This is a genomic window from Pseudalkalibacillus sp. R45 (genome assembly GCF_052246725.1).
GTDB lineage: Bacteria > Bacillota > Bacilli > Bacillales > Fictibacillaceae > Pseudalkalibacillus.
The window spans coordinates 147,609-171,408 of sequence record NZ_JBQQCL010000008.1 but is presented as its reverse complement, the minus strand read 5'-3'; the positions used below and the strand labels follow the sequence as shown (position 1 = coordinate 171,408).

The 23,800-nt window shown below is 41.1% G+C and carries 26 protein-coding genes; 18 read left to right on the top strand and 8 right to left on the bottom strand.

The features are described from left to right. Nucleotides 1–3 precede the first annotated feature (3 nt). Nucleotides 4–1,113 carry a quinolinate synthase NadA gene (nadA, locus tag ACTWQL_RS15315; protein ID WP_443143301.1) on the top strand — a complete coding sequence of 370 codons (1,110 nt, stop codon included), beginning with the start codon at nt 4–6 and terminating at the stop codon, nt 1,111–1,113. 302 nt (nt 1,114–1,415) lie between these two features. Here nadA and ACTWQL_RS15310 read toward each other — a convergent pair whose 3' ends face one another. Beyond that, on the bottom strand, nt 1,416–1,883 hold the full coding sequence (locus ACTWQL_RS15310) for a PaaI family thioesterase (RefSeq protein WP_443143300.1): 468 nt from the start codon (nt 1,881–1,883) through the stop codon (nt 1,416–1,418). A 153-nt stretch (nt 1,884–2,036) separates the two neighbouring features. Here ACTWQL_RS15310 and ACTWQL_RS15305 point away from each other — a divergent pair, with 153 nt between their 5' ends. From ACTWQL_RS15305 to ACTWQL_RS15280, 6 genes are all read left to right on the top strand, one after another. Beyond that, the gene (locus ACTWQL_RS15305; RefSeq protein WP_443143299.1) at nt 2,037–2,672 is read left to right on the top strand and encodes a YczE/YyaS/YitT family protein; all 636 of its coding nucleotides are present in this window, start codon (nt 2,037–2,039) and stop codon (nt 2,670–2,672) included. A 90-nt stretch (nt 2,673–2,762) separates the two neighbouring features. Continuing rightward, nucleotides 2,763–3,326: a DM13 domain-containing protein gene (locus ACTWQL_RS15300; protein ID WP_443143298.1), complete on the top strand. Its 564-nt coding sequence runs from the start codon at nt 2,763–2,765 to the stop codon at nt 3,324–3,326. A gap of 27 nt (nt 3,327–3,353) precedes the next feature. Then, complete coding sequence (locus ACTWQL_RS15295; protein WP_443143297.1) at nt 3,354–4,058, top strand: response regulator transcription factor; 705 nt, start codon at nt 3,354–3,356, stop codon at nt 4,056–4,058. Continuing rightward, nucleotides 4,055–5,104 (top strand): sensor histidine kinase, encoded by a 1,050-nt coding sequence (locus tag ACTWQL_RS15290; protein ID WP_443143296.1) that lies wholly within the window; start codon nt 4,055–4,057, stop codon nt 5,102–5,104. The genes ACTWQL_RS15295 and ACTWQL_RS15290 overlap by 4 nt, the downstream gene beginning before the upstream one ends. Nucleotides 5,105–5,116: 12 nt before the next feature. Next, on the top strand, nt 5,117–5,776 hold the full coding sequence (locus tag ACTWQL_RS15285; protein ID WP_443143295.1) for a hypothetical protein: 660 nt from the start codon (nt 5,117–5,119) through the stop codon (nt 5,774–5,776). A gap of 91 nt (nt 5,777–5,867) precedes the next feature. Further along, nucleotides 5,868–6,302, top strand: coding sequence for a molybdopterin-dependent oxidoreductase (locus tag ACTWQL_RS15280; protein WP_443143294.1), 435 nt, complete (start codon nt 5,868–5,870; stop codon nt 6,300–6,302). Nucleotides 6,303–6,415: 113 nt separating this feature from the next. Here ACTWQL_RS15280 and ACTWQL_RS15275 read toward each other — a convergent pair whose 3' ends face one another. Further along, entirely contained in the window at nt 6,416–6,634 is a 219-nt protein-coding gene (locus tag ACTWQL_RS15275; protein WP_443143293.1) for a hypothetical protein, read from the bottom strand. Between the two features lie 142 nt (nt 6,635–6,776). On the opposite strand from ACTWQL_RS15275, the gene ACTWQL_RS15270 reads away from it, so the two are divergent. Then, nucleotides 6,777–7,712 (top strand): hypothetical protein, encoded by a 936-nt coding sequence (locus ACTWQL_RS15270; protein WP_443143292.1) that lies wholly within the window; start codon nt 6,777–6,779, stop codon nt 7,710–7,712. A gap of 187 nt (nt 7,713–7,899) precedes the next feature. Beyond that, on the top strand, nt 7,900–8,937 hold the full coding sequence (locus ACTWQL_RS15265) for an NAD-dependent epimerase/dehydratase family protein (protein WP_443143291.1): 1,038 nt from the start codon (nt 7,900–7,902) through the stop codon (nt 8,935–8,937). A 54-nt stretch (nt 8,938–8,991) separates the two neighbouring features. Here the strand turns inward: ACTWQL_RS15265 and ACTWQL_RS15260 are convergent, their stop codons facing one another. Next, a complete protein-coding gene (locus ACTWQL_RS15260) occupies nt 8,992–9,873 on the bottom strand; it encodes a CBO0543 family protein (RefSeq protein WP_443143290.1) in 882 nt (293 codons plus the stop codon). A 201-nt stretch (nt 9,874–10,074) separates the two neighbouring features. On the opposite strand from ACTWQL_RS15260, the gene ACTWQL_RS15255 reads away from it, so the two are divergent. Both ACTWQL_RS15255 and ACTWQL_RS15250 read left to right on the top strand, forming a co-directional pair. Then, a complete protein-coding gene (locus ACTWQL_RS15255) occupies nt 10,075–10,602 on the top strand; it encodes a CBO0543 family protein (protein ID WP_443143289.1) in 528 nt (175 codons plus the stop codon). Between the two features lie 89 nt (nt 10,603–10,691). Continuing rightward, nucleotides 10,692–11,957 (top strand): MFS transporter, encoded by a 1,266-nt coding sequence (locus tag ACTWQL_RS15250; RefSeq protein ID WP_443143288.1) that lies wholly within the window; start codon nt 10,692–10,694, stop codon nt 11,955–11,957. 147 nt (nt 11,958–12,104) lie between these two features. Here the strand turns inward: ACTWQL_RS15250 and ACTWQL_RS15245 are convergent, their stop codons facing one another. Beyond that, complete coding sequence (locus tag ACTWQL_RS15245) at nt 12,105–13,115, bottom strand: S8 family peptidase (RefSeq protein WP_443143287.1); 1,011 nt, start codon at nt 13,113–13,115, stop codon at nt 12,105–12,107. A gap of 256 nt (nt 13,116–13,371) precedes the next feature. Here ACTWQL_RS15245 and ACTWQL_RS15240 point away from each other — a divergent pair, with 256 nt between their 5' ends. Continuing rightward, nucleotides 13,372–14,298, top strand: coding sequence for a hypothetical protein (locus tag ACTWQL_RS15240; protein ID WP_443143286.1), 927 nt, complete (start codon nt 13,372–13,374; stop codon nt 14,296–14,298). Then, nucleotides 14,295–14,888, top strand: coding sequence for a hypothetical protein (locus ACTWQL_RS15235; RefSeq protein ID WP_443143285.1), 594 nt, complete (start codon nt 14,295–14,297; stop codon nt 14,886–14,888). The genes ACTWQL_RS15240 and ACTWQL_RS15235 overlap by 4 nt, the downstream gene beginning before the upstream one ends. Before the next feature lie 381 nt (nt 14,889–15,269). Here the strand turns inward: ACTWQL_RS15235 and ACTWQL_RS15230 are convergent, their stop codons facing one another. Beyond that, nucleotides 15,270–16,601 (bottom strand): helix-turn-helix domain-containing protein, encoded by a 1,332-nt coding sequence (locus tag ACTWQL_RS15230; RefSeq protein ID WP_443143284.1) that lies wholly within the window; start codon nt 16,599–16,601, stop codon nt 15,270–15,272. Nucleotides 16,602–16,752: 151 nt separating this feature from the next. Between ACTWQL_RS15230 and ACTWQL_RS15225 the strand changes: the two genes are divergently transcribed. Further along, nucleotides 16,753–17,013, top strand: a complete 261-nt coding sequence (locus tag ACTWQL_RS15225) for a hypothetical protein (RefSeq protein ID WP_443143283.1) — start codon at nt 16,753–16,755, stop codon at nt 17,011–17,013. Between the two features lie 57 nt (nt 17,014–17,070). Here the strand turns inward: ACTWQL_RS15225 and ACTWQL_RS15220 are convergent, their stop codons facing one another. Next, entirely contained in the window at nt 17,071–18,345 is a 1,275-nt protein-coding gene (locus ACTWQL_RS15220) for an MFS transporter (RefSeq protein WP_443143282.1), read from the bottom strand. A 438-nt stretch (nt 18,346–18,783) separates the two neighbouring features. On the opposite strand from ACTWQL_RS15220, the gene ACTWQL_RS15215 reads away from it, so the two are divergent. From ACTWQL_RS15215 to ACTWQL_RS15200, 4 genes are all read left to right on the top strand, one after another. Then, nucleotides 18,784–20,757 (top strand): polymorphic toxin type 30 domain-containing protein, encoded by a 1,974-nt coding sequence (locus ACTWQL_RS15215; RefSeq protein ID WP_443143281.1) that lies wholly within the window; start codon nt 18,784–18,786, stop codon nt 20,755–20,757. 23 nt (nt 20,758–20,780) lie between these two features. After that, nucleotides 20,781–21,206 carry a hypothetical protein gene (locus ACTWQL_RS15210; RefSeq protein ID WP_443143280.1) on the top strand — a complete coding sequence of 142 codons (426 nt, stop codon included), beginning with the start codon at nt 20,781–20,783 and terminating at the stop codon, nt 21,204–21,206. A 154-nt stretch (nt 21,207–21,360) separates the two neighbouring features. Beyond that, entirely contained in the window at nt 21,361–21,687 is a 327-nt protein-coding gene (locus ACTWQL_RS15205) for a PadR family transcriptional regulator (protein ID WP_443143279.1), read from the top strand. Continuing rightward, on the top strand, nt 21,684–22,346 hold the full coding sequence (locus ACTWQL_RS15200) for a permease prefix domain 1-containing protein (RefSeq protein ID WP_443143278.1): 663 nt from the start codon (nt 21,684–21,686) through the stop codon (nt 22,344–22,346). The genes ACTWQL_RS15205 and ACTWQL_RS15200 overlap by 4 nt, the downstream gene beginning before the upstream one ends. Nucleotides 22,347–22,469: 123 nt before the next feature. Here the strand turns inward: ACTWQL_RS15200 and ACTWQL_RS15195 are convergent, their stop codons facing one another. Together ACTWQL_RS15195 and ACTWQL_RS15190 are read right to left on the bottom strand one after the other, a co-directional pair. Further along, nucleotides 22,470–22,799: a hypothetical protein gene (locus ACTWQL_RS15195; RefSeq protein WP_443143277.1), complete on the bottom strand. Its 330-nt coding sequence runs from the start codon at nt 22,797–22,799 to the stop codon at nt 22,470–22,472. Between the two features lie 56 nt (nt 22,800–22,855). Then, complete coding sequence (locus ACTWQL_RS15190; RefSeq protein ID WP_443143276.1) at nt 22,856–23,677, bottom strand: YihY/virulence factor BrkB family protein; 822 nt, start codon at nt 23,675–23,677, stop codon at nt 22,856–22,858. Nucleotides 23,678–23,800: the final 123 nt, after the last annotated feature.

Below are 23,800 nucleotides of genomic sequence, written 5' to 3'. Positions count from 1 at the left end.
AAGATGGGCGTATTGGATATTTTGCAGACAAAGACAGCCGGATTACCAGAACGTTATCGGCAAATGAGCGAATCAGAAATGGTATCGCGGATCGAAGCGATCAAGCAGCAAATGGGAGGGCAACTGTACCTTCCAGGGCATCATTATCAAAAGGATGAAGTGATCCAGTTTGCGGATGATACGGGCGATTCTTTGAAGCTTGCGCAGCTTTCAGCTGAAAATGCTCAGGCGAAATACATCGTCTTTTGCGGGGTCCATTTCATGGCTGAAACAGCAGATGTTTTATCGAGTGACGAACAGATTGTGGTGCTTCCGGACATGAGAGCCGGCTGTTCCATGGCAGACATGGCGGACATCCACCAGACTGAAAAGGCATGGGAAATGCTTCAGGACACGTTCGGGGACACAATCATCCCGCTAACCTATGTCAATTCAACTGCAAGCATCAAGAGCTTTGTAGGGAAAAATGGCGGTGCAACTGTGACGTCTTCCAATGCAAAAGCGATGGTCGAATGGGCGTTGACCCAAAAGGAGCGCATCCTGTTTTTACCGGATCAGCATCTTGGACGGAATACGGCATATGATTTGGGTGTTCCGCTTGATCAGATGGCAGTTTGGGACCCGATTTCGAATGTCTTGGAAAGCGAAGGGCAGGACGACGACGTTCGTGTCATTCTCTGGAAAGGACATTGCTCCGTCCATGAAAAATTCACAATGGAAAATATCCGACAAGTACGTGAGAAAATGCCAGGGGTAACGGTACTCGTTCATCCGGAATGCACATTTGATGTCGTGCAAGCATCAGATATCAACGGCTCTACGAAAAAAATCATCGATACGATCGAAAATGCGCCAACTGGTTCATCATGGGCAATCGGTACAGAAATGAATCTCGTCAACCGTTTGATTCAGACACATCCGGATAAAAACATTGTCTCCTTGAATCCGAATATGTGTCCATGTCTGACGATGAACCGGATCGATCTCCCGCATTTATTATGGGCATTGGAATCAATTGCAGATGGCGAAGTGATCAATCAAATCAGCGTTGACAAGGAAACGGCACAATTTGCTAAAATCGCCCTCGAACGAATGCTGGAAAGATCCATATAATGTAATAAGGCTGATCCTTTTATGAAATGCTGTTCCGCGGCCACTACAACATAAGCTCATTAATCATCCAGTTTATACTCATGTTGTGTGACCCGGCAGCATTTTTGGGATCAGCTTTTTTGCATTTAAAGAAAGTATATATACTTTCTTCAATATAAGGGCAACTAAGACTCAGCCTGCGCTAAGGCTTGGCTTTGCCAATTTTTCTTTACGTTTTTTGCATCAGTTATATCGGTGCAAATTCAAAATATATCGGTGAAAACTCAAATTATTTCGAGGATTTCTACAGTCCGTCGTAATTTTCACTCTCCATCCATTTCCTCAATCGGCACAAAATAGTGGTTCTTGCGATAGGCAAGTGCTTCCATTGTCGCAATCAATTCTCCATCACTCTCTACACGGATGTTATACCAAGACGTACGGTGATTCCGTTTTTCTTCCGTTGCTGTTGCTCTAAGCTTAGAGCCCGGTTGACCAGCAGCCATGAAATTGACGGTCGTCGACAGTCCGACTGACGTTTTACCATATGAATTGCACGCAGCTGCGAATACATAGTCGGCAAGTGCGAATGTGATTGCGCCATGAACTGTATTGTGGGTATTCAACATATGCTCCTTTACGTCTATCTCTGCTGTTGCAGTACCTTCCCCAAGCTCCACCAGTTCGATGCCGAGGAATTGTGCGTAAGGCTCTGCTTTCATCGTTTCGAAAATTTCGTTATAAAACTGCTTATGTACCTCGCGATCATCGATATGCTTTTTCATGTACATCCCCCTCCTATATTTGTTACTACTAATCATATAGAAAGATAGAGTGTATTGAAAAGAATAATAACTTGGAGAACCAGTCACAATGCTTGTCTGTATTCATTTTCCTCTAGTAAAATATAAAAATAGGACATCTTGGAAAAGGAGGGGAGATCTGTGAAAGAAACCCTTGAGAACATCAGCTTTTTTATCATCGGTCTTTTTATCTTGACACTTGGGATCAGTGCCACCATCGTTTCGGGATTGGGAGCTTCTCCATTAGATGCATTGAATGTGGGATTAACTCATCATTTCGGTTTGACGGTAGGAAGCTGGGAAGTTATCGGAGGAATCATCCTCGTATTCCTCAATGCTATGATCCAGAAAGCGAAACCGTCTTATTTTGCGATTGTCACGGCCATGATAACAGGAATCTTCATCGATTTTTGGTTATTTACGCTTTGGAGTGTTTGGGAGCCAAGCGGATTTATGCTGAAAGCTATCGTTCTTGGATCAGGTCTCTTGATGCTTGGATTAGGAATCTCAATCTATCTGCATTCGAACTTAGCTTTAATTCCTGTTGACGGTACGATGATCGCCCTTCATAAACGTTATGGTTTCCGTTTGGCAGTAGCTAAAACAATTGCAGGATCATTCATTCTTATGCTTGCATTGATCGCAGGTGGACCAGTCGGTATTGGAACATTGATTGTCGTTGCAAGTGTGGGGCCAGTCATCGGATTCTTCCACAAATACATTAATTCGTTAAAACGGAAAATCGATGGTCGGCTGTATAAATGTCCTTCCAACTGAATCGTTAATACTTTCTTAAGATTTTCGTTAGTGTTTTCTAAGGATTGTTTTCTATGATGGAATCAATCCTATAGGAAGAGGTGGAAGTATATGAAGAAAATCATTGTCGGTGTTGTGATTGCAGGAATCTTAGGAATCGCCTGGTGGTTGGGCTCGCCTCTGTTTTTGGACAAAGAAGTCAATGAGGCTGCACCGACTTCTGGAAAAGAATCAATGGAAGATAATGACATGCACACTGAAGAAACGAACGAAAACATGGACGACAAAGAGATGGATGAAAAGTCTTCAGGAAACATGGGCGGTGATGAAGATAAGGAAATGATGGACAAGATGATGATGTACAGCGGTTCCTTTGAAGATGCGGATGATAAGCATATGGCAAGCGGAATGGTGAAAACTGCAGATGCAGAGGACGGCTTATATTTACGATTCGAAGACTTCGAAGTCACGAACGGACCAGATTTATACGTATATCTAACAAAAGAAGGACAAAACACAAAAGAGGGAATCGAGCTTGGGAATTTGAAAGGGAATAAAGGAAATCAAAACTATAAGGTCCCTGAAGGTACGGATTTAAGTATGTATAACAAGGTCGTCATCTGGTGCAAGTCATTCGATGAAGATTTCGGATACGCTATGTTGATGGGGAAATAAACGGGATCAAGAATAGGAGCAGTACCCATGGCAAAAATTCTGGTCGTTGACGATGAGAAAAATATTTTGGACGTATCGAAGCGCTATTTGGAACGTGACGGTTACACAGTCCTCACAGCGGAAGATGGAATTGAAGCGCTGAGGAAGTGGCGTACTGAACAACCAGACCTCATCGTCCTTGATTTAATGATGCCTGAAAAAGATGGCTGGAAGGTCTGTGAAGAAATCCGTATGGATGATGACGTTCCCATCATCATGCTGACGGCACGTGGAGAGGAAATGGACCGCATTCTTGGCTTGACAATCGGGGCGGACGATTATATGACGAAACCTTTCAGCCCAAAAGAGCTCGTACTACGAATCAAATCGATTTTCCATCGGATGAAAATTGGAGAAAATCGCAGCCAATCGGATAACCCCAAGAGCCTGATGTATGGAAGCTTGCAGATTGAACCGTCAAAACGACTGGTATTGGTAAATGGAGAGGAAATTAACCTCACCGTAAAAGAGTTTGAGCTGCTCTGGATGCTTTCAAGCCATCCAAACCAGGTATTTTCTAGAACCCAGATATTGAATAAAATTTGGGAAATCGATTTCTACGGGGATACCACAACCGTAACCGTCCATATCCGACGAATCCGTGAAAAAATAGAACCGAAACCTTCTGAACCCACATACATCAAAACCGTATGGGGAATTGGATACAAATTTGAAGGGACCGAAAAGCAATGAAGCTGCGTACACAACTGTTACTAGTGAGCAGCATCAGTATTGGAATAATCCTTTTGTTTCTGATCTTCAGTTATATGAGGATGTTCCTGTCGAATGAAACGGTATATATTTTAACGGCGGTGACAGTGGTATCTGGAATCATTTCGCTTATTGCGCATTCAATTCTCACTCGTCCGATTCAAACCTCCCTTTTGAAAATCACTGCTAAGACAAAGGAAATAGCAAAAGGGAATTTCAAAGGGGAAGTGCCTGTCACCGGTCCATATGAATTCCAACAGCTAGCGTCCAATATCAATACGATGAATGAGCAGCTAGAAGAAAGTTTTACGAGGTTGAAGCAAGCAGAAGCATCGAGACGAGAACTCGTGGCTAATATTTCACACGATTTACGAACACCGCTAGCCTCCATCCAATCGTTTGTCGAGGCTTTGCAAGATGGGGTAGTAGATGAGACAGATACGTATGAACGTTATTTGGAAACGATCAAGCTTGAAACAAACCGGATCAGTTATTTGATAAATGATCTGTTCCAATTGTCCGAGCTCGATTCTGGTTCCGAAATGTTCGAGCCTGAACCATACCATATCGACAGTTTGATCGTGGAAACCCTCCAACACCTCGGTATCCAATTGGAAGAAAAGCAGATTGAAGTAGAGGTATCACTGTCAGAAAAACTGCCAGCTGTTGCTGTCATGCCTAAAAAAATTAAGCGTGTTTTCGTCAATCTCCTTCAAAATGCCATCCGTTTTTCGAAAAACCAGAGCAAAATTGCGATCCAGACAAGCTGTCAAAACGATAGTTATCTAATGATAAAAATATCTGATGAAGGTCAAGGGGTTGCCAAAGAAAATCAATACCACATTTTCGATCGGTTCTTCCGAGTTGAAAAATCAAGAAACCCTTTACACGGGGGCGCAGGATTGGGTCTTTCAATCGCGATGTCGATCGTGAAAATGCATGGCGGTGAAATCGGGGTCGAAAGTGAAATCAATCATGGAAGCACGTTCTGGTTCACACTCCCGGTTTATGAAACTGACCAAGAATAGGGGTGGAGTCCATTGTGGAAGAAGTTGAAGAAGCTACACACTTACAATGGCTGGATCATAGTTTTTTTGATGGTAAGCGGTATTTTATTGTTCCTTCCTTCAATGAGGGGATTTCTAGCACCAGTCCGTGTCATTCTTAAACAAGTCCATATCGGTGTCGGCATTGCCTCGATGGTGGTGTTAATCCTCTATTTTCCTTATTTGAAAAAGCATTTTATTAGTCGAAAGCAGACTGGGAAAAGGTTGAACCTGATTACGATATTGACGTTCATTATCATCTGGTCGGTCACTGGATTGGCACTTACCTTTGAAAAATCGATTTCAGAAACCACAGCGGAATTTTCGTTATTCATCCATGATTTGTTTACTTGGATCGGTCTCCCAGTAATACTCTATCATTCGCTTACAAGGCTTCGTTGGGTCCAGAAGCAGCGAGACCCTATCGTACAATTGGATAATGAGGACGGGAAACCGAAAATCCCTCTTTCTAGAAGAGGGTTCATTCAAATGGTTGCAGGGACAGCTTTTGTCGTGTTCATCGGGCCTTCCTTTTTCAAATGGTTGAAGCAAGTGATGGATGATGGGGGGCAGTCGTTGAAAAATGTCATTTCCAACGATAAGAATCAGATGATACCTCCACCAACCCCCTTTACCTGCTTCCAATCCTCCTAAAGGTGGAGGTTATGAAGGAAGATTCCGGGTTTATACCGTCACTGAGATTCCGAAGTATAATAATGATAATTGGTCATTTACAATTGATGGTTTGGTCGATGAACCGGTCGAGTACAAATGGAAAGACTTTGTTAAAATGAAGCGGAAAGTACAGGTCAGCGATTTCCATTGTGTCACTGGATGGTCAGTTCGGAAGGTCACATACGAAGGAATACCGTTGAAAGATCTTTTAAAAAAGGCGGTAGTCAGGAAAGAAGCGAAATATGTAAAGTTCTACTCAGGGGATGGGGTATACACAGATGCACTTACGTTGGATCAGTCCCAAATGGATGATGTCATGGTAGCTATGCTGATGGACGGGGAACTGATCCCATCTGATTATGGTGGTCCAGTTCGCCTGATAGTTCCGAGAATGTATGCTTATAAAGCGGTTAAATGGCTTGTGCGGGTCGAGTTGACCGATAGTCCGCATTTGGGCTACTGGCAGGTCCGTGGTTATGACACTGACGCATGGGTAAGGAAGTAGATTGAATAAGGGTCATTTGAAAGAGTATCACAAAAGTCTAAACAATACACTTTGCGGGCACAGAAGACATTATTTGTAATGGAATACAATCGGATTCGTTTTTATTTTGTCATTCATTCAGATTTCTCACCTAATTTATTGGTTAACATATTCATATTCCTGATCAATTCCTCCAACTCCATTTTAATTTCCCATAGTGCGCTATCATCCGAACTATAATCCGGTACATAGCTCGTATTATTCGAGTTTGAGTTCGCATTTGTACAAGAACCAAGCAATACACAAATCCCAAGAAAAATAATCGCGCTCCTCAATCTTTCTATATCAAACATCATTTATATCTCCTTCCTCGCAACCATATTTTACCATTAAAAGAAGTGTCTGAATAGATATCCTGCTCATAAAAGAAGGAGAAAACACCTCCATCACGAAATTTTAAACAGAACATATTTTCGTTAGAAGGAGGAGCATTTGATGAAATACTTGGATGAAAAATCGTTTGATCGCGCAAAAAAATATCTACTAGATAATGGCCGGGAACTTGAAAAAGCGTTATACCGATATCACTTCGAGAACGGATCGAAAGAAGACGTTTTGAAGGCACTCAAAGGCTATCAAAATGTTGACGGTGGTTTCGGAAACCGGATGGAACCCGATTTTCGATTGGAGATTTCGTCGCCGATGTCGACATCGATAGCCTTTCAAATTTTCAAAGAGTTAGAGGTTCCTGGCGACCATCCTATGGTCAAGGATGCAATGAACTATCTTCTTGAAAACTACGATCAGGAAAAAGGGCGCTGGCATGCGGTACCGCCGGAAGTCAACGATGTACCTCATGCACCGTGGTGGCATTATGATCATGAAAATGAGCGGGTCATGGTGGAAGAGGCATGGGGAAATCCGAATGCAGAACTTACAGGCTATCTATTACGCTATAAAGACTGCTCACCGGAGGAAATACGAGAAAATCTGAAATCACGATCCCTCACGTATTTTATGGAGCTCGATACACTTAGAAGTATGCACGAAACCTTTTGCTACCTAAGGCTTGCTGATGAATTGAGTGCAACCGATCGAGATATGATCATTGAAAAAGTAAGAGAACATATTCCTGAATTAGTCGATCTGAAACGTGAACAATGGTCGAATTACGGTATGCAGCCAGTCCAGTTAGCCGCACGTCCTGATTCACCTTTTTATAAGGATATGAAGGAAGAGGTCGAGGACAATCTTGACTATATCATCGAGCAACAGCAATCTGACGGTACATGGCATCCGAATTGGGAATGGGGACAGTACGAACAGGATTGGTCAAAAGCCAAGGATGAATGGACAGGGATCTTGACCTATGAAAAACTAAAACTCCTAAGAGATTACGGAAGGGTTGAAAAACAAACAGTCCAATCATGACGTTTTCCAAGAGGCTGACTCATAAGTGTCTGAGTCTCTCCGAACTTAACAACACTTTGGGAAAAAGCGTGTTTTTGATAACAAAATGTTGTGTTGGAGGTGTCTGAAACTTGTCTTTTGGGTCAGCCCCTTATACATACGTTTATATGCACCTTAGATTATTAATAATCAAATGGAGGTGTAAGGAATGGATATCTTAGTGATTGGCGGGACGAAGTTTGTTGGAAGGCATATCGTTGAAGCGGCACTGAATAAGGGCAACAATGTGACACTTTTCAACCGGGGTACGAATCGGGAGGTCTTTCCTGAGCTTGAATGGATCCAGGGGGACAGGATGAAGGATAGTCACTTGATCAGTGGCAGGAAATGGGATGCAGTCATCGACACATGCGGCTATCATCCAGAAACGGTGCGAAAATCGGTACAAGCAGTTGTTGATAATACTGAAATCTATACTTTCATCTCGACCGCCTCCGTCTATAAGAATTTCATCAATGAAGATCATGTGGATGAAGAAGCAGCGGTTTTGACATTATCAGCCGAAAAAGTAAAAACAATCAGCGAAATGGATGAGGTAACCGGTGAAACATATGGTCCTTTGAAGTACCACTGTGAACAGGTCGTGTATGAAGAAATGGAAGGACGCGGTCTTGTCATCCGGCCTGGACTGATCGTAGGTCCATATGATCCTACTGACCGATTCACATACTGGACGATGAGATTGGCCGAAAATCGTGAAATTCTCGCACCAGGACGACCTGACCGGAAGATTCAATTCATTGATGTCCGGGACCTTGCGGAATGGACGATCTACATGGTTGAACAGCAGATCGTCGGAACGTATAACGCGGCCGGGCCGGACGTGAAACTGATGATGGAAACTTTTCTTGAAAAAGGCAGACTCCTTTTCAATAACAAAGCGGACATCACCTGGGTATCTGAATCCTTCTTGAAACGCTGTAATGTGGCTCCGTGGGTAGAAATGCCTTTATGGATTCCTGAAACATATCCGATAGCCGAACACCTTCCAGCTCCAAACGGGGATATCGGACTCAACAATTTTAAAGCGATAAAAGAGGGGTTGACCTTCAGACCATTTGAGCAAACGATCAAAGACACACACGATTGGTTCATGGAGGAAAACAGAACGCTGTCAGATGCATGTCTCGATGATTCCAAGGAAAAGACAATCTTGAAAAAATGGATGCAAGCTGCAAGTGTGTGAGAATGATTTTTAATATAAGGCTTTGTTAAACTTCCTAAAAAGAAAGAGGACAGCTTAAGAGTAAGCTGTCCTTTTTGATTTCCTATTCAATTTCTCCATCAACAAATAATTCATAAGGATGAATAGATAGAATATCAAGTATTTTATATAGGATAGGTGCAAGCTCCAGTTATCATGATGGACGATTCCAATCTGTAAAGCAACCCATTCACAAAAAACGATTATAAGTGGCCAACCGACCAGGTATCCAATTTGCATCCACCATATTTTTGCCTTTGGGAAGAATGTTAGGAAAACCAGAGCTGAAATTGGATAAAAGCTAATTCGGATAAGAAAATCAGACCAGTGCACCTCTGGTTTGATGTAATGAAAAAATTTATATTTCCCTTTTAAGATCGCATCCATAACAAGTGCCCAATATAACGTGAATAACACGGTGCCATAAACGTCGATTTTGGTCAGAGAATTTTTGAAAATCCTTTTTGGACTTTCAATAAAATGTCTAATAAAAAAGAAATTCACAAGAAGTACACCGTATAGGATAGGGTATATTGGAACGGAATAAATCGTTTCCCAGCCAGTATAATTGAACATCTGGCTATGGTATGATGCAAACCATTCATAAGCGATTGCAAAAATTGACCAGCCGACTATGTAAATCACTTTTTTTGAAAGTGGTTTTTTAAATGGAAAAAGATTGAGAAATATGATATAGATCGCTGGATAGGTAACGAAAGCAACGAGAAAATCAATGTAATGGACCCCTGGCTTGAAATAGGCATATAATTCATATCTGCCACCAAGTACAGAATCTGCCAATAAAGCAAAGTATAAAGCGAACCAAGAACCTACATACATTTCAATTTTCAACATCCTCTTCGGGATCAGAAATGCTGCAACAGTAAAAATCAAACACGTCAAAAGTAATAAGATCATAATGACTCCATGACTCCATGACTCCAACTTATAGAATTTTACCATTAGTATTATCCAAAAGAATCAGAGATTTAACAATAAGATTGAAAATAGTACAAAGTGGTTATAAAGACCCTATTTAATAAGGCGCATTTGAACACTCATATATTATATTGAAATATGTTAATAAATGGTAATATTGTTAGGGAAAGAGTGTTGTATATGCTGATATTTATATTGTATTTTATCATCTATATCGTTGCCGCATGGAAATGGGGGGATTGGAAGAATTGGAGAGTCTATTATCCCACTATACTTTTCTTTATTGTTGGTGATTTGTTGTATCAGTTTCTATTCCATGACTATTCAAAGTGGGAATATGAATCATTCCATATGGAAAACGCGATGGATTTTACACACACCCATATATCTTTATTCGTTATGGTAATTAAATATCCAGCAACGATCTTGATTTATCTGGGGAATTTCCCAGAAAAGAAAATTAATATTTTCTTCTACATATTGTTGTGGGTATTGATTTATTGCATCAATGAAATGATCACTTTATGGGTAGATGGAATTTCGTTTCATAATAGTTGGCATTATGGATGGTCGATCCTCTTCAACTTCATCATGTTCATCATCCTTTACATTCATCATAGGAACCCCCTTACTGCATGGGGGATATCAATTCTGTTCATCATCATTCTATGGAATCTTCACGAGGTACCGACCGACATATTGAAATGAGAATAGACGTAATAAACTAAGTCATTTTTTTGGGATTTTCACCTTGATTTTGGTAAAATTGTTCAGAACCACACTTCGAGGTGACAGCTATGAACAATGTTTCTAATTACATACAATCACGATTTCCCTTTTTTTATGGATGGATTATTGTTTTCATAGGCGGCATGGGATTGTTCTTCTCCGGACCCGGTCAGACATATGGAGTTTCTGTCTTTATTGATTCATATATAGAAGAATTTGAGTGGAGCCGTTCACTTGTATCGGGTATATATTCTGGGGCTACTCTGTTATCAGGGGCATTACTCTTCCTGATGGGACGCGCTGTCGATCGTTTTGGTCAGCGGCGAATGTCTTTGGTGATTGGAATTATGCTTGCGGTAGCTTGTTTTTGGAACAGCTTCGTGCTGACGCCGGTCATGTTATTTATCGGATTCTTCCTTTTACGATTCTTCGGACAAGGATCGATGACATTGGTCCCGAACACCCTTGTACCCCAATGGTTTATTGAAAAACGAGGAAGGGCACTCAGTTTCATGGCGATCGGTGGATTCCTCAGCTCAGCTTTATTTCCACCAATAAATGCTTGGTTGATTGAAACGTTCAGCTGGGAGGTTGCTTTCCGGATATTGGGGGGAGCGATCCTTCTGATTTTCGTACCGCTTGTCTTCGTATTCATGAAAAATAGACCTGAGGATATAGGATTGAAGCCGGATAATGCTGTAAGAAAAGTAAGGGATGATGGAACAGAAATCGAAGAAGAAAATCCGAATGATGTGTCATGGACACTGAATGAAGCAATGAAGACTCGGCAATTCTGGCTGATCTTGTTCTGTGTCAGTATACCTGCACTGGTTAATACGGGTATTACGTTTCACCTCGTATCTATTTTTACAGAAGGTGGATTGGGCAGAGGAACGGCCGCTTTCATTCTGAGTCTTATGGCGATCATCGGATTTCCGATTACGATGGTTTCTGGATTCATACTAGAAAGAGTGAAGGTGAATGTTGTACTATCACTCAGCTTTCTGGGACAGTTAGCGTTTGTTGCAATGCTTTTATTTACTGAATCCTATTGGATGGCGATTTTATTCGGTGTAATGTGGGGGATTGTAAACGGATTGGAAAGGATTACGCTTTCAATCATTTGGCCGGATTACTTCGGTCGTAAGCATTTGGGAAGTATTAAAGGATTGGCGATGACGACGATGGTGATCGGATCTGCATTCGGTCCACTTCCGTACGGCTTTGCTTATGACTTATTCGGCGGATATACGGAAATCTTGCTCCTGACAATGATCTTTCCGATTCTAGGTTTTATTTTTGCACTTATTTCACCAAAGCCTGTAAAAATTTAAATACATGTAAAAAGAGGATGCTCCTATTTGGAGTCATCCTCTTTTGCATTTAAAGAAAGTATAAAATACTTTCTTCAATATAAGTACAGCTAAGGCTCAGCCTGCGCCAAAGGCTTGGCTATGCCAAGCTTTCTTTAGTTGCGTTTATCAGGACCGTCTCTCTGCCATCAATATGCTCTTATCCTCTTGCTCCCACATCTTTGTGTATGGGCTGAACAGATTTTCCAGTTTATCGACGAGACCGAGGGTCAGGAAGCCATTTCCGACAGCTTTTTTCGAATAATCAAGTGGGGTTGTCCGTTTGACAAGCTGTGCGTACAGTTCCGGCTCAGTCAACTCACGGCCAAATTCCTTAGTTGTAAGGTTGCTCAATAAGGCTAACGCTCCGGACACATGCGGTGTCGACATCGATGTTCCTGATAACCTCGCATATCTATTATCTGGAAATGTCGATAAAATATTGATACCTGGTGCAACCAGGTCAATTTCATCATTCGTGTTCGTAAATCGTGCAATGTTGCGTTGGAAGTCTACCGCTCCTACCTGAATGACTTCATTATAAGCACCCGGATAAGAATATTCGTCAGTATCCTCCTGGTTGTCACCTTCATTACCGGCAGCACAAACGACGCATATCTGGTTGTCGACAGCATCTTTGATTGCCTGGTGTAATTCATCCGTACCTTGTGGACCACCAAGTGACATGGATATGGCTTTCACTTTTCCCCCATCAGGTCCTGTCCAATCAGTCGCATAGCGAATAGCATCCACAATCCACTCCATTCTGCCGCTGCCTTGTTTCGTCAACACTTTTAAAATGAGCAGGCTGCATTCAGGAGCGACACCTGCAATGCTATTATCTTTCCCAATCGCAGCAATGGTGCCAGCAACATGAGTACCGTGTCCATTGTTGTCCAGAAAATTGTCTGGATCACTATTGTAATCTGTCGTGAAGTTGCGGCCGTCAATCACCCGTCCTTCCAAGTCAGGATGGTTGGTCTGGCATCCCGTATCAATAATCGCGACAACATTCCCTTTCCCTTTGTCAGCTCTCTCCCATAATTCGGGTGCTTCAATCATTTCTACACCTTGAGGAATATTCGTCAAATCTTCGATGATTTCTTCTACTTGATAAGGAATCAATCGGACATCAGTCATTTTTCATCCTCCTTTTTAAATAATCATCGAACGCGGGAATAGTATTCTGAATAATCAAAATATAAAGGAAAAACTATAAAATTTCAATAGTGTGAAATACCTGATTATCTGTAAAAAACAAGTTACCGGACTACACAAAACAAGTAAATCGGATGCTCCAGACAAATTCTAATAGTTTCAATTGCCATGAATAATCTACTACTCTTCCAAATATGGTAAAATGTGTAGATGTTGAATTTTTTAGGGGGATTTCAATATGAGGGAAAGGTATTTTTGGATTGCAATCATACTTGCTGTCATTATTTGGACAGGTAATTATACATATCTGCAATCAAAGCAACTGGATGAACCTATTTTTATTAAACACTATTATGAAGTGTCGGTAGAGGATCGAATGCCTTTGGAATTCTATTATCTTACGAATAAAGGTGATCATGGTACGGTAAATAGCATCAGTATAAATGGTATCCATCTTTATACATCACATGATGGGTTCATGTTCAATCAGGAAGGACCTCTAAATAAAGAAGAATATATTCATCATCATTTGCGTTCTTTTAAAGTGGACATGTACGAAGAACAACTTCCAGTCAAAAAAGGAAGCGGAAACCAGTGGACGTTCAGTGAAATTATTCCTTCTTTCAGTGCTCGTGCTGATTTAAATCATGCTGTTGATATCGGGCAAGTTAAGATAAGTGGAGAACCTAACCGTGAGCAACCATTTAAATTTCAAATGAGTGGAAGCAGCAGTGAACATCGCAGTAATTTTGAACTGTCAGCTCAAGAAGGACTACTTATTGAAAAGGTGGAAATCCCTTTACAGGAGGACTATCCGGGTTTACTAGAAGTGAAAATCAATGCTCCGCAAATCGAGCCAGCCCCGGTGAAAAAAGATCTCGATGACAATTATGGGGATTTGAACAGACCGTGGAATAATGTTATAGGCACGGCATTACCCGATATCGAATTTCCAATCAAAATTGCGAAAGGTGATTTGGTCAGTTTTTATGCACAAATTAATGACGATAACACAATGTATTTGAGGTTCAACATCTGGATCAAAGGAAAGTCGTTAGATGGAGAAGCATTTGAGCTTTCACTTCCTATTTGGGATGAACCATATTTAAATCAGGCCGATATTAATGACATCATCACCAACCACCAGGGAGGGAAAGTACGATGAAAGAATCATTCACAAAAATATTTACAGGATTCCTGCTCGTATTTCTCGAAATCCACATCGTCGCTTTCGACATCCTTCCCGATCCATTGGGCTACTTTCTCATTTACCTGGGACTTGAACGGATATCGTCTGAATATAAGGTCGGAAACCTTTCGCGGATTTTTGCGATGATCTTGTTTGCGTTATCGCTGCCAACCGTTTTCATCCAACAGACGAATAACGAGATCACCGGATTGACAGCGAATGACGGGTGGCCGATATACATGAGTGCACTCGGAATAGGGAAATTGATTCTAGTCTTTTATGTGTTCCAGGTCATGCTACAACTGGCACGACACTATGGGGATGAGGCAATTTTTAAAAGGACGCAATTGACATTCAAAGTCTATATCATTGCAATGTTGATCGTGACTAGTGTAGAGCCTTTTCTTATGAATTTAGGCACGAATATCGGGATAGGGATTGGCATTCTTCTGATTGTGGTCAGCTTGATCATGGAAATCGTTTTTCTGGTGTTGCTTCATAAGTTCCGTAAGATAGAACCCGAGGGTCTGGATAGCGAGTCACAGCAAATCGATTTGCAGGTTTGAACGTCGAAGCAAGCATTAGGAAGCTTTCTATGAATTCTTATCGCAGAGACGAAAATGATTTCATTCTTATGTTGACATCCTTGTTCTAGTGAGGAGGCTTACAGGTTGTCCGTAGAAAGTGAGTAAAATAACCCTTGGAAAAATTATGTGCTGATACGCTAAAAAAGTGCCAATCCTTAAATGGGGGCACTTTTCTCACTTCATCACTATTTGACTACTTCACATACTTTACGTCTTTTTCGTGAACAAGGTATGTTCTGAAGTCTCCCTTTATTTCAAGATAACCTGAATCATATCTCCATATCACTAAATACGTCTTGCCCCGATAAACTACTTTATTACCTCTGTCCACAGGTTGATTCCTCCTTCAAAGTGAACGAATCAACTCATTACCGGAATTTCCGTGCTTATGAGCCTCATATCTTTTTTCAACATCATTTGGTTTGCTAGCAGTAAAGATTGGAATGCGTTATTATGATCATTCAGATGTTCATAACAAATCGCTTTTTCAGATAGAACAAGAGCAGACCAAGATTCATTCTTCTGTAATTGGAAAATCGACTCTGATTTTTTGATTTCATTCAATGCTTGTTTATAGTTTCCACGTTTCATCAGTACTTTGGCAAGAACATAGTGGCATTGGCCATGTAAGTGGGATCTCGGTTCGACTAATGCTAATCCGCATTTTGCATAATACTCGGCCTGCTTGATATCCTCGATATGAAGATAGGAGAGGGCAAGCTCGTAGTAATTATTGACGGTGATATACGGAATGTCTGCTTTCAATGCTGCATCCAAACACTCGTGCAGTTCCTTTAATGAGTCTTGTATATCGTTGTGTTTTCGCAAAATGATCCCTAGATTGATTTTGGAACCTAAATACCTTTCTGGATGTGTATTGACATCAAGGTATTCAATCGCCCCTCTTGTCGATACGATTCCTTCAGCGAATTTGTTCATATACAATTCTGCGAGCCCTTTCAGCATATAGAAATGGCCGTTTGAATATGTAACTTCGTTTGCTTCCATGATTCCGATTGCGCGATTGATGACATCAAGTCCTTTTTGGAACTCTTCAACACGGCAATAACAAAGTGCGAGGTTGTAGAGAAGTTTGATTTGAAGAAGGTTGTCTACTTTGGTGTGATAAGATTCGATGAGTACAGCAGCATTGAGTGCAGCTGCAATTCCATCTTTATAATGTCCAAGCTTCCGGTTCGATAGAGTCTTATAATAATAGACTTCTACAATCTCATTTGCATCCGTAGAAGATAAATAGTAAAGGGACTCAGTGAAGTGAACCAGGGCCTTTTCATCTTCATCCAGCTTCTCATATATTTGACCGAGCAGTTTGTGTGCCAGCCATTTTTCTGGAAAGGAAACGTGTTCAATCTTGATCAGTTCTTTCAGACGATTCTCCGCTTCCTTGAATTTTTTAACTTTAAAAAGGGTTGTACAGATATTGAGTGATTTCTTGATATCTTCTGAGGTGGCTGAAGTAATGGATGTGTCTTTGATTTCCCCTAGTAAATCACCAACGGAAACACCTAGTTTGTGGGATAAGTATTCAATCGTCCGGAGGGAGGGGGTGGTCAGATCTCGTTCAATGAGGCTTAACATGGCGCGGCTCAATTGATCCCCAGCTAAATCTCCCTGGGTAAGTCCCAAATCTTTTCTTAACCTTTTAATCCTAAGTCCTACACTACTTTCCAAATATATCGCCTCCCACTATCATTTTACCACAATGTAAATTTATTGAAAGAATTTTTAAATAATTAAATATATTATTCAAAAAAGAATTGACAATTAAAAATATTAAAATTATGATAAAAATGTAAAAATATTCAATTAATGGAGGTCTTTTATGACGAAATGGTTTCAAAATGTAATGTGTTTAGCAAGTACAGTAGTATTTGCGCTATGTGTTCTTGTAGTTGGAGGACAAGATTATGATGATGGCGGAAAAGGTAATCTTCCTAGGGTAGAGTATCCATCAATAGCTGAGTCCGATCCGGTATGGCCAGATGGACCTGTTCCCGAAGGTGAGGATCCGATATGGCCTGACAGTCCAGTACTTGTAGATGCAGATCCCGTTTGGCCTGATTCCCCTGTTATGCCTCTTTAAAGACCACAAAAAACACCCCTTGTAAGGATGTTCTTTGCTTCAGCCTTGAAACGGTTTTTAAACACTTGACTCTTTAGAAACGGGTTCAAGAATCGTTGTTGAGCTGGATTTTTGTTTCCAGAGCCATTTGCCAAGGATTCCCCCGATAATGCCCGTTCCACCGACGGCAAATCCGATTGCTTGGATGACAGCCGAGGGACCGAGCGTTTGAACGAGAATTCCGCCAGTAATCGGTGCGATGATCACAACCGCACTGAACAAGGAGTTCGTAATCCCGAAGACCCGCCCGATCATTTCTTTAGGAGATTCTTTTTGTAAAGCAAAGTTGAATGCGACCATCCAAATGCCATTTCCTAAACCGACAAGCAGTCCGAAAAGGGCGGGAATGAATAACGACATTCCTTCTGCAATGAAACCTACACCCGCAAACCCGAAACCGATCAAGCTCATCCCACCGCCGATCGCCCAACCATACTGGAGATCTTTGAAACGGTTCATCCAGGTGATTGTAAGGATTGACCCTATTCCGGTCATACTCATCAGCATACCGAACACAACTGGATCTTCCATATTGACGGAACGAAGGAGGACTGGAAATTGAAAGTCGACAAGCTGAATCCCCATCATGCCGATCAAGGAGAATAAAATGGAATTGAAAATCACCCGTTGCTTCAATACAAACGCCCATCCTTCTTTCCAGGATTCTTTGAAACTAGGCTTTGCTTCGTCTTCATTTTCAGATGTCGCATCATTTTCTTTGATGTTACGCATGGTCAGGAGAATGAGTCCAGATATGATGCTGCTGAATGCATTGATCAAGATACAAATTTTCGGGGATATGAGAGCGAGAATAACAGCCCCTAACAATGGCCCAACGATTTTCCCAGAATTATTGACGATCTGATTGTAGGAGGTCGCTTTCAAGAGCTGATCCTCATGGACGACGTGCCTTGTCAACGCCTGTGCTGCAGGGGAACTGATCAGACCCATCGTAGACCTTAAAAACAAGAGAGGAAGAATCCAATAGATGTGATCGGCCAAAACGAGGAGTCCTGTCAGAATCGCACTGATGAAATCAGAAGCCATCATCAAGTTGACTTTCCTGTACCTGTCAGCGAGAACACCGGCGAACGATCCAAAAAGGATCCCTGGTAAAGCAAAACATACTGGGATGAGCCCGATCAATACAGGATCTGTGTTCCATCCATAAGCCACCAGGACTGAAATAGCGAGAATATCGAACCAGTCACCGTAGATCGATATGGATGAAGCAAGAAACAATTTAACATACGTTTTATTTTTAAAAAGGGATAATGAGTTCGTCTGTTCCATTGGAAAAATCCTCCCGTCACTAATCTGTTTCAATCATAATGTAAAGGGCCAGGATGCTTAACGAGCGTCAGGATGAACTTTAATCAGTCTGAAGTCGGAGTTTGATTTAATGAAAAGAAAAGGATAAAGGTGGAGTTGACTCGAATCTAATGAACGGGTCAACTTCATTTTTTGTTTAGGCTGTTTACAAAGGATAATTGCTATTGCAAATTTAACCGTTGAAATATTCCTGTTGTAACCAATTCCAACAATACTTACAATGAAGTAACTTTAATCATGATGTATTAGTCGCATTTATCGAATGAATTTTCATGAAGACTTGAGGTTATTGTCACAATTATCCATTATGACTACCTTATACCAGTTTAGAAGGTCGAACACTCTTGAAACAACTAGATGGCAGCTTGATGAAAAAAAGTCACATCGGAGTTGAACCCTATGGCAAGTCAAGTTGTAAGTTTAAGAGTGAAGATTAGAAGTAAACTGGAAACCATCCATCGATTCTGGGAAGAATTAATTAAGCAACATCCTGTTATTTTAAGAGTCTATGCTATTTTCGCCTGGCTTTCACTGAGCGTTTTCATCTTAAGCCTGATTTTTATGGAAGACTCTCGTAGGATGTTCGTCCAGTTTCTCTGGTCCTTTTATGTCATATTGCAATTTTGGTTATTATGCAGAAGTAAAACTCTCACATGGAAAAAGTACACGTACTTCTTTTTAGCCGGAGCATGGTTGATGACGCCGATCAATACCATCATCGTCAGTTCCTTTACCACAGTGTTAGGAGGTAGAGAAGCTGATGTTTGGAGTATGGCGATCTTGACGCCTATTGTAGAAGAGATCGTAAAGCTCATCCCGTTAGGTGCATATCTCTATTTCTCCCGACGCGCGTCATCATTAAGTTTAAGTGATTTTGCGCTTATAGGAGCTGCGACCGGTGCAGGTTTTCAATTTTTGGAGGAAACATTTCGCAGATTTGTTACCGGTGATCATTATGGAGTGACCTTGTTACAGGGAAAAGTCCTTCATTGGGAGTTTTTTACCCTTTTCCCTGGGTATTTTGAGGAGGGGTTCCTGCCTGACAAAATGGCAGCTGGACATTCCGTGCTGACTGCAATGGTTGCACTGGGTATCGGATTAGCCATAAGATACAGGGAGCGATTCAAGCAGTTCACTTATATTTTTCCGGCAATCCTTTTGGTTTGGGCAATCTTTGATCATGCAATCTGGAATTCGTTCTATACCGCTCCTGAATGGCTTACTGTAATCCATGATTTATTAGGTAGCGGATATGCGGCCAAACCATTGTTCTTGATCATACTTGTGATCTCCATCTTTTTAGATTATAAGTCTCTGAATCGTGTCAGTGGAAAACTTCCCATGTTGAATGGAGAACATGTGATCAATCCCTTTTCTGAAATGTGGAACCTGGTAATTTCTATTTCAACTGATCGTAAACGTTTTGGTTATTTTCTAATGTTTTATCGAGAGCGTAGAGAACTTGGTTTTACGTTACTGTATGGAAATTCTGAAGCAGAAAGTCTGGTACCTAGAATACAAAAGAACATCCAGCAATATTATAAGGCTTTGGCCGTGATTGCAGTGACACTTTTTGCAGCACTATTTTTAAAGGAATGGATTGATTCTTACTATACACCCCAAGCCTGTATCGCTTGTCTATTCGACCAGCTGCAAAATTGGTGGGATCGTTTATCCGGCTTGGAGAAAGCGATCATCATAGGAGGAGCATTCGCTTTGACCTTCCCGCTATTAGGTTTTTGGGCATCGGTTGGTGCGGTTACGACAGGGATCGGTGTGGCTGCTGGTGGCCACGGTATAGCGGATATCATCCGGAACCCGAAGAAGTTGCTTACACCTGAAACTGCACTGGCGGTTGGGGTGGCTGCTATATTAAGCCGAATACCTTTTGCAAATGCTTTGAAAAAGCTTGGAGATCCCATTGCTTCAAAGTTGAAAAAATATTGGGATGATCTAATTGGTAAAAAAGGAAAGGATCCTGATCCTCCGGAAAAGCCGGTAGTTCCTAAACCGACAGTAGGGGATTTCACTAACGTAAAAAATATAGAAGATTTTCGTGCAAGATTACCTGATGACGCTAAACAGCTGCCATGGAAAGAAGTTCCGGGTGGTGCTGCAGAAGGCGAAAAGTATAGATGGACCGATCAGAGCGGTAATGTTTGGAATGTCAGAGCCCATGGACCTGATCCGTCAGCACCGGTTGGATCAAATGCTAAAGATAACTGGATTTATCGGATAGAAGTGAAGGCACCATCAGGTAAATGGACGATGGATTCACATGGTAATTTTCATAAAAAGAATGTCTTTAATCCAAATAGTCCACATTATAGCGAAAGTATAGCTAATGATTCGCATATTCCATTCACAGACTGAAAAAATTGTAAAGGATGTTCACAATGGATGTAAGAGAAATTGAACAGATTTTAAAAGGAAAAGACGAACAAGAAAAGATTGAAACGATATCCCACCTGTCTGACGTTTTCGAGTCATATAACAAAAGCATAGAAAACTTCGAGGAGCTGATCGAGGTTTTATTGAACTATGCGCTTGAGGAGCAAAACCTTGAGGTCAAAGAGGAAATGTTCGATGCTTTGGCAAATGCCGTAACCTATCAAAATGTTGAGAGGATGAATTGGGATTCTCTAGAACAACATTTACCTCAGTTACCTTTACCTTGCTTGATCTCAGCAATCAATATTTTAGGTATGACGCATGATCAAAAATACCTGCCGACGATCAAAACGTACACAGAACATGAGAATAGTGCAGTAAAAGGAGAGGCATATCTTGCACTGGAGGAGATGGAACATAACAGAAGGTGAATAATATCAATATGAAAAACAAGGCAAGAAAGGAATGTGTCAGATGACACCCTGGTTCCTTGAATCAATATCCAGGAAAAAATATGCAATTAATACCTTGTTATACGATGCATATCGTTATATGATGTAATTAGTAAATTTTGGAGGTTTACCAATGGATAAGGAATTGATGAAGGGAAGTATCGATATCCTGTTACTATCGTTACTGGTAAACAAGGATTGCTACGGGTATGAAATGACAAAAGAACTGCGGTTGAAAAGCGGTGAAACCTACAACATGAACGAAGGGACCTTATATCCAGCCTTGAAACGTTTAGAGATAAAAGGGTTCATCCACTCGTATTGGAGCCAGAAGCATGAAGGAAATCGCCGAAAATATTACACCCTGACTGATGAAGGACGCAAAGAATTGGAAAAGAAGTTGAGTAATTGGAAGAAAATCAACTTTTTAATCCAGAAATGTTCGGAGGGATACTCATGAACCGAATCGATGCATATGTCGGTGGAATCGTTGACAGGTTGCCGATCACCGCGATTGAAAAAGAAGATTTCAGACAAGAACTCATCGAGCATCTTGAAGCGCATATAGTAGAACTGATGAGCGAAGGGTGGGGGGAGCAAGAAGCTGTAACCCACGCGATCAAATCTTTCGGCGATAAAGAACAACTACATAAAGAAATGCAAAAGGCTCTTTTCCCATATCTTAAATTCGTGCGATGGATTTGGAGTGCTTTTCTGTTGACGGGTTCTTTGGTCTTCATCGGATACACCGTCATGGAATTTTTCTTTCCGGAGTATGACAATGGGGTTTATTTTGAATTGGGCAGTTTCGTCACCATGTTGATGCTGACTGGATTTATCTGCGGCATGATTGAATTCTTTTATGAACTGACCTTATCGGAATACAAGTTAAGGTTGTTGTATAACCCATGGCTGATTTTTGTCGTTCCAGCCATAATTTACGGGGCCATTTTAACCTATACCATCAACCGCAACTTTGAACAATTTTACTTGTCTAAATCAGACGTCATTACAATTGCAGACATGTATATCATTCCTGTCTCTGTTTTCATCTATATTTTTGTACGGCAAATCTTCACATGGCTGTTCATTCCTATGAAAAAAGCATCCATGTGGTGATTAGATCTAGTGGCCAAATTTCAAATAAAGTAGAAAAACAGCGCAAGGGTGTCAGAACATGAATTGTTGCTACTACATTAATTATTACAAAACGGTAAAAGGACTGCCATCAACGGACAGTCCTCATTTCTTTTCATACAGTACATAGCGTGGCGTTTCAGATTCTTCATACTCTATGAATATTTCATCTGTCGTTGGATTCTGGTAAACGCGCCCCCCATCCAAACTCCCATATTCATCGCCTTCCACTGTAAACCCAGTAGGCAAGAATTTGGGCTTAGGGCGTGAAGCTTCCGTTTGGATGAAAAAGTCTGTACTTACATATGTATCGTAATGAAACGTGATCCGTTCAGGGATCTCCGTATCGGATGACAGAAAGATTTCGTCCACATAGTGGAAGAGACCGAAAAGACAGAACACGAAAACAATCAAAAAAGTGATTTTACGAATCACCCAATCCCCCCTAAAAAATTTCCATATTTTTACCATACAAAAATCAACAAATTATTTCAATCATATTTGTACTTTCTTTTAAACAGGAGGGCATTGATGGTCCCACCTATGATCAAAGTCAAGGCGGTCAAATAAAGCCAAATCATGAGGATGATGATGGTTTTCACGTTTCCGTAAATGATCGAATATTGACTATATCGGACATATACCGAAAAGCCCAACGAAATGAGCTGCCAGATGATGGTCGAGAAAATGGCTCCGGGCAATACTTCGATAAACTTCAGTCTTGCTTTTGGAACAAAGTGATAAAGAACATAAAAGAAACCAAATAAAACAAAGCTCCCGACAATCCATTTCAATGGGTTCCAAAAACTGATGATGAATGAAAACAACCAGGCGTCTTCATCGATATAACTTAGTACGAGACGTTCAGCTACAGGAACGAGGACAGAGATGACGACCACACTGATAAAAGCGATCGTCAGTAATAATCCTTCCAACAACTGTATAACGAAAGAGCGTTTGGTCCTTTGTGGATAACTTTCGTTCAAAATCCGAGAAAAAGATTGGATCGCTATGGATGACAACCAAATCGATGAGAGGAATCCTATGGTAAGCAAGTTCTGTTCCTGATTGGCGAAAATCCCATCCAGTGTATGCCTTAGAAAATGAATCGTCTTCTCAGGGGCATAGGGCTCTACAATATCCAGTACGGAACCAGTATCAAGCGGCAGGTGTCCGACTAAAGTGATGACGACAATGAGAAATGGAAAGAGGGACAATAAAAAATAATACGACATTTGCGCTGCAAGGTCGTACATTTTCCGATCTAAGAATTCTCTGTATAGTGATTTTAAAAGCCATTTCATCGTTTTCATCCAGGATCCCTCATTTTCATCACTACAATTGGTATAACCAACCTGCTGAATTTCATTCGATGAAAGAGGATTTAGGCATCGGACAGCTAAGTATAGAGGTATAGGATCATTTGGATAATGGGG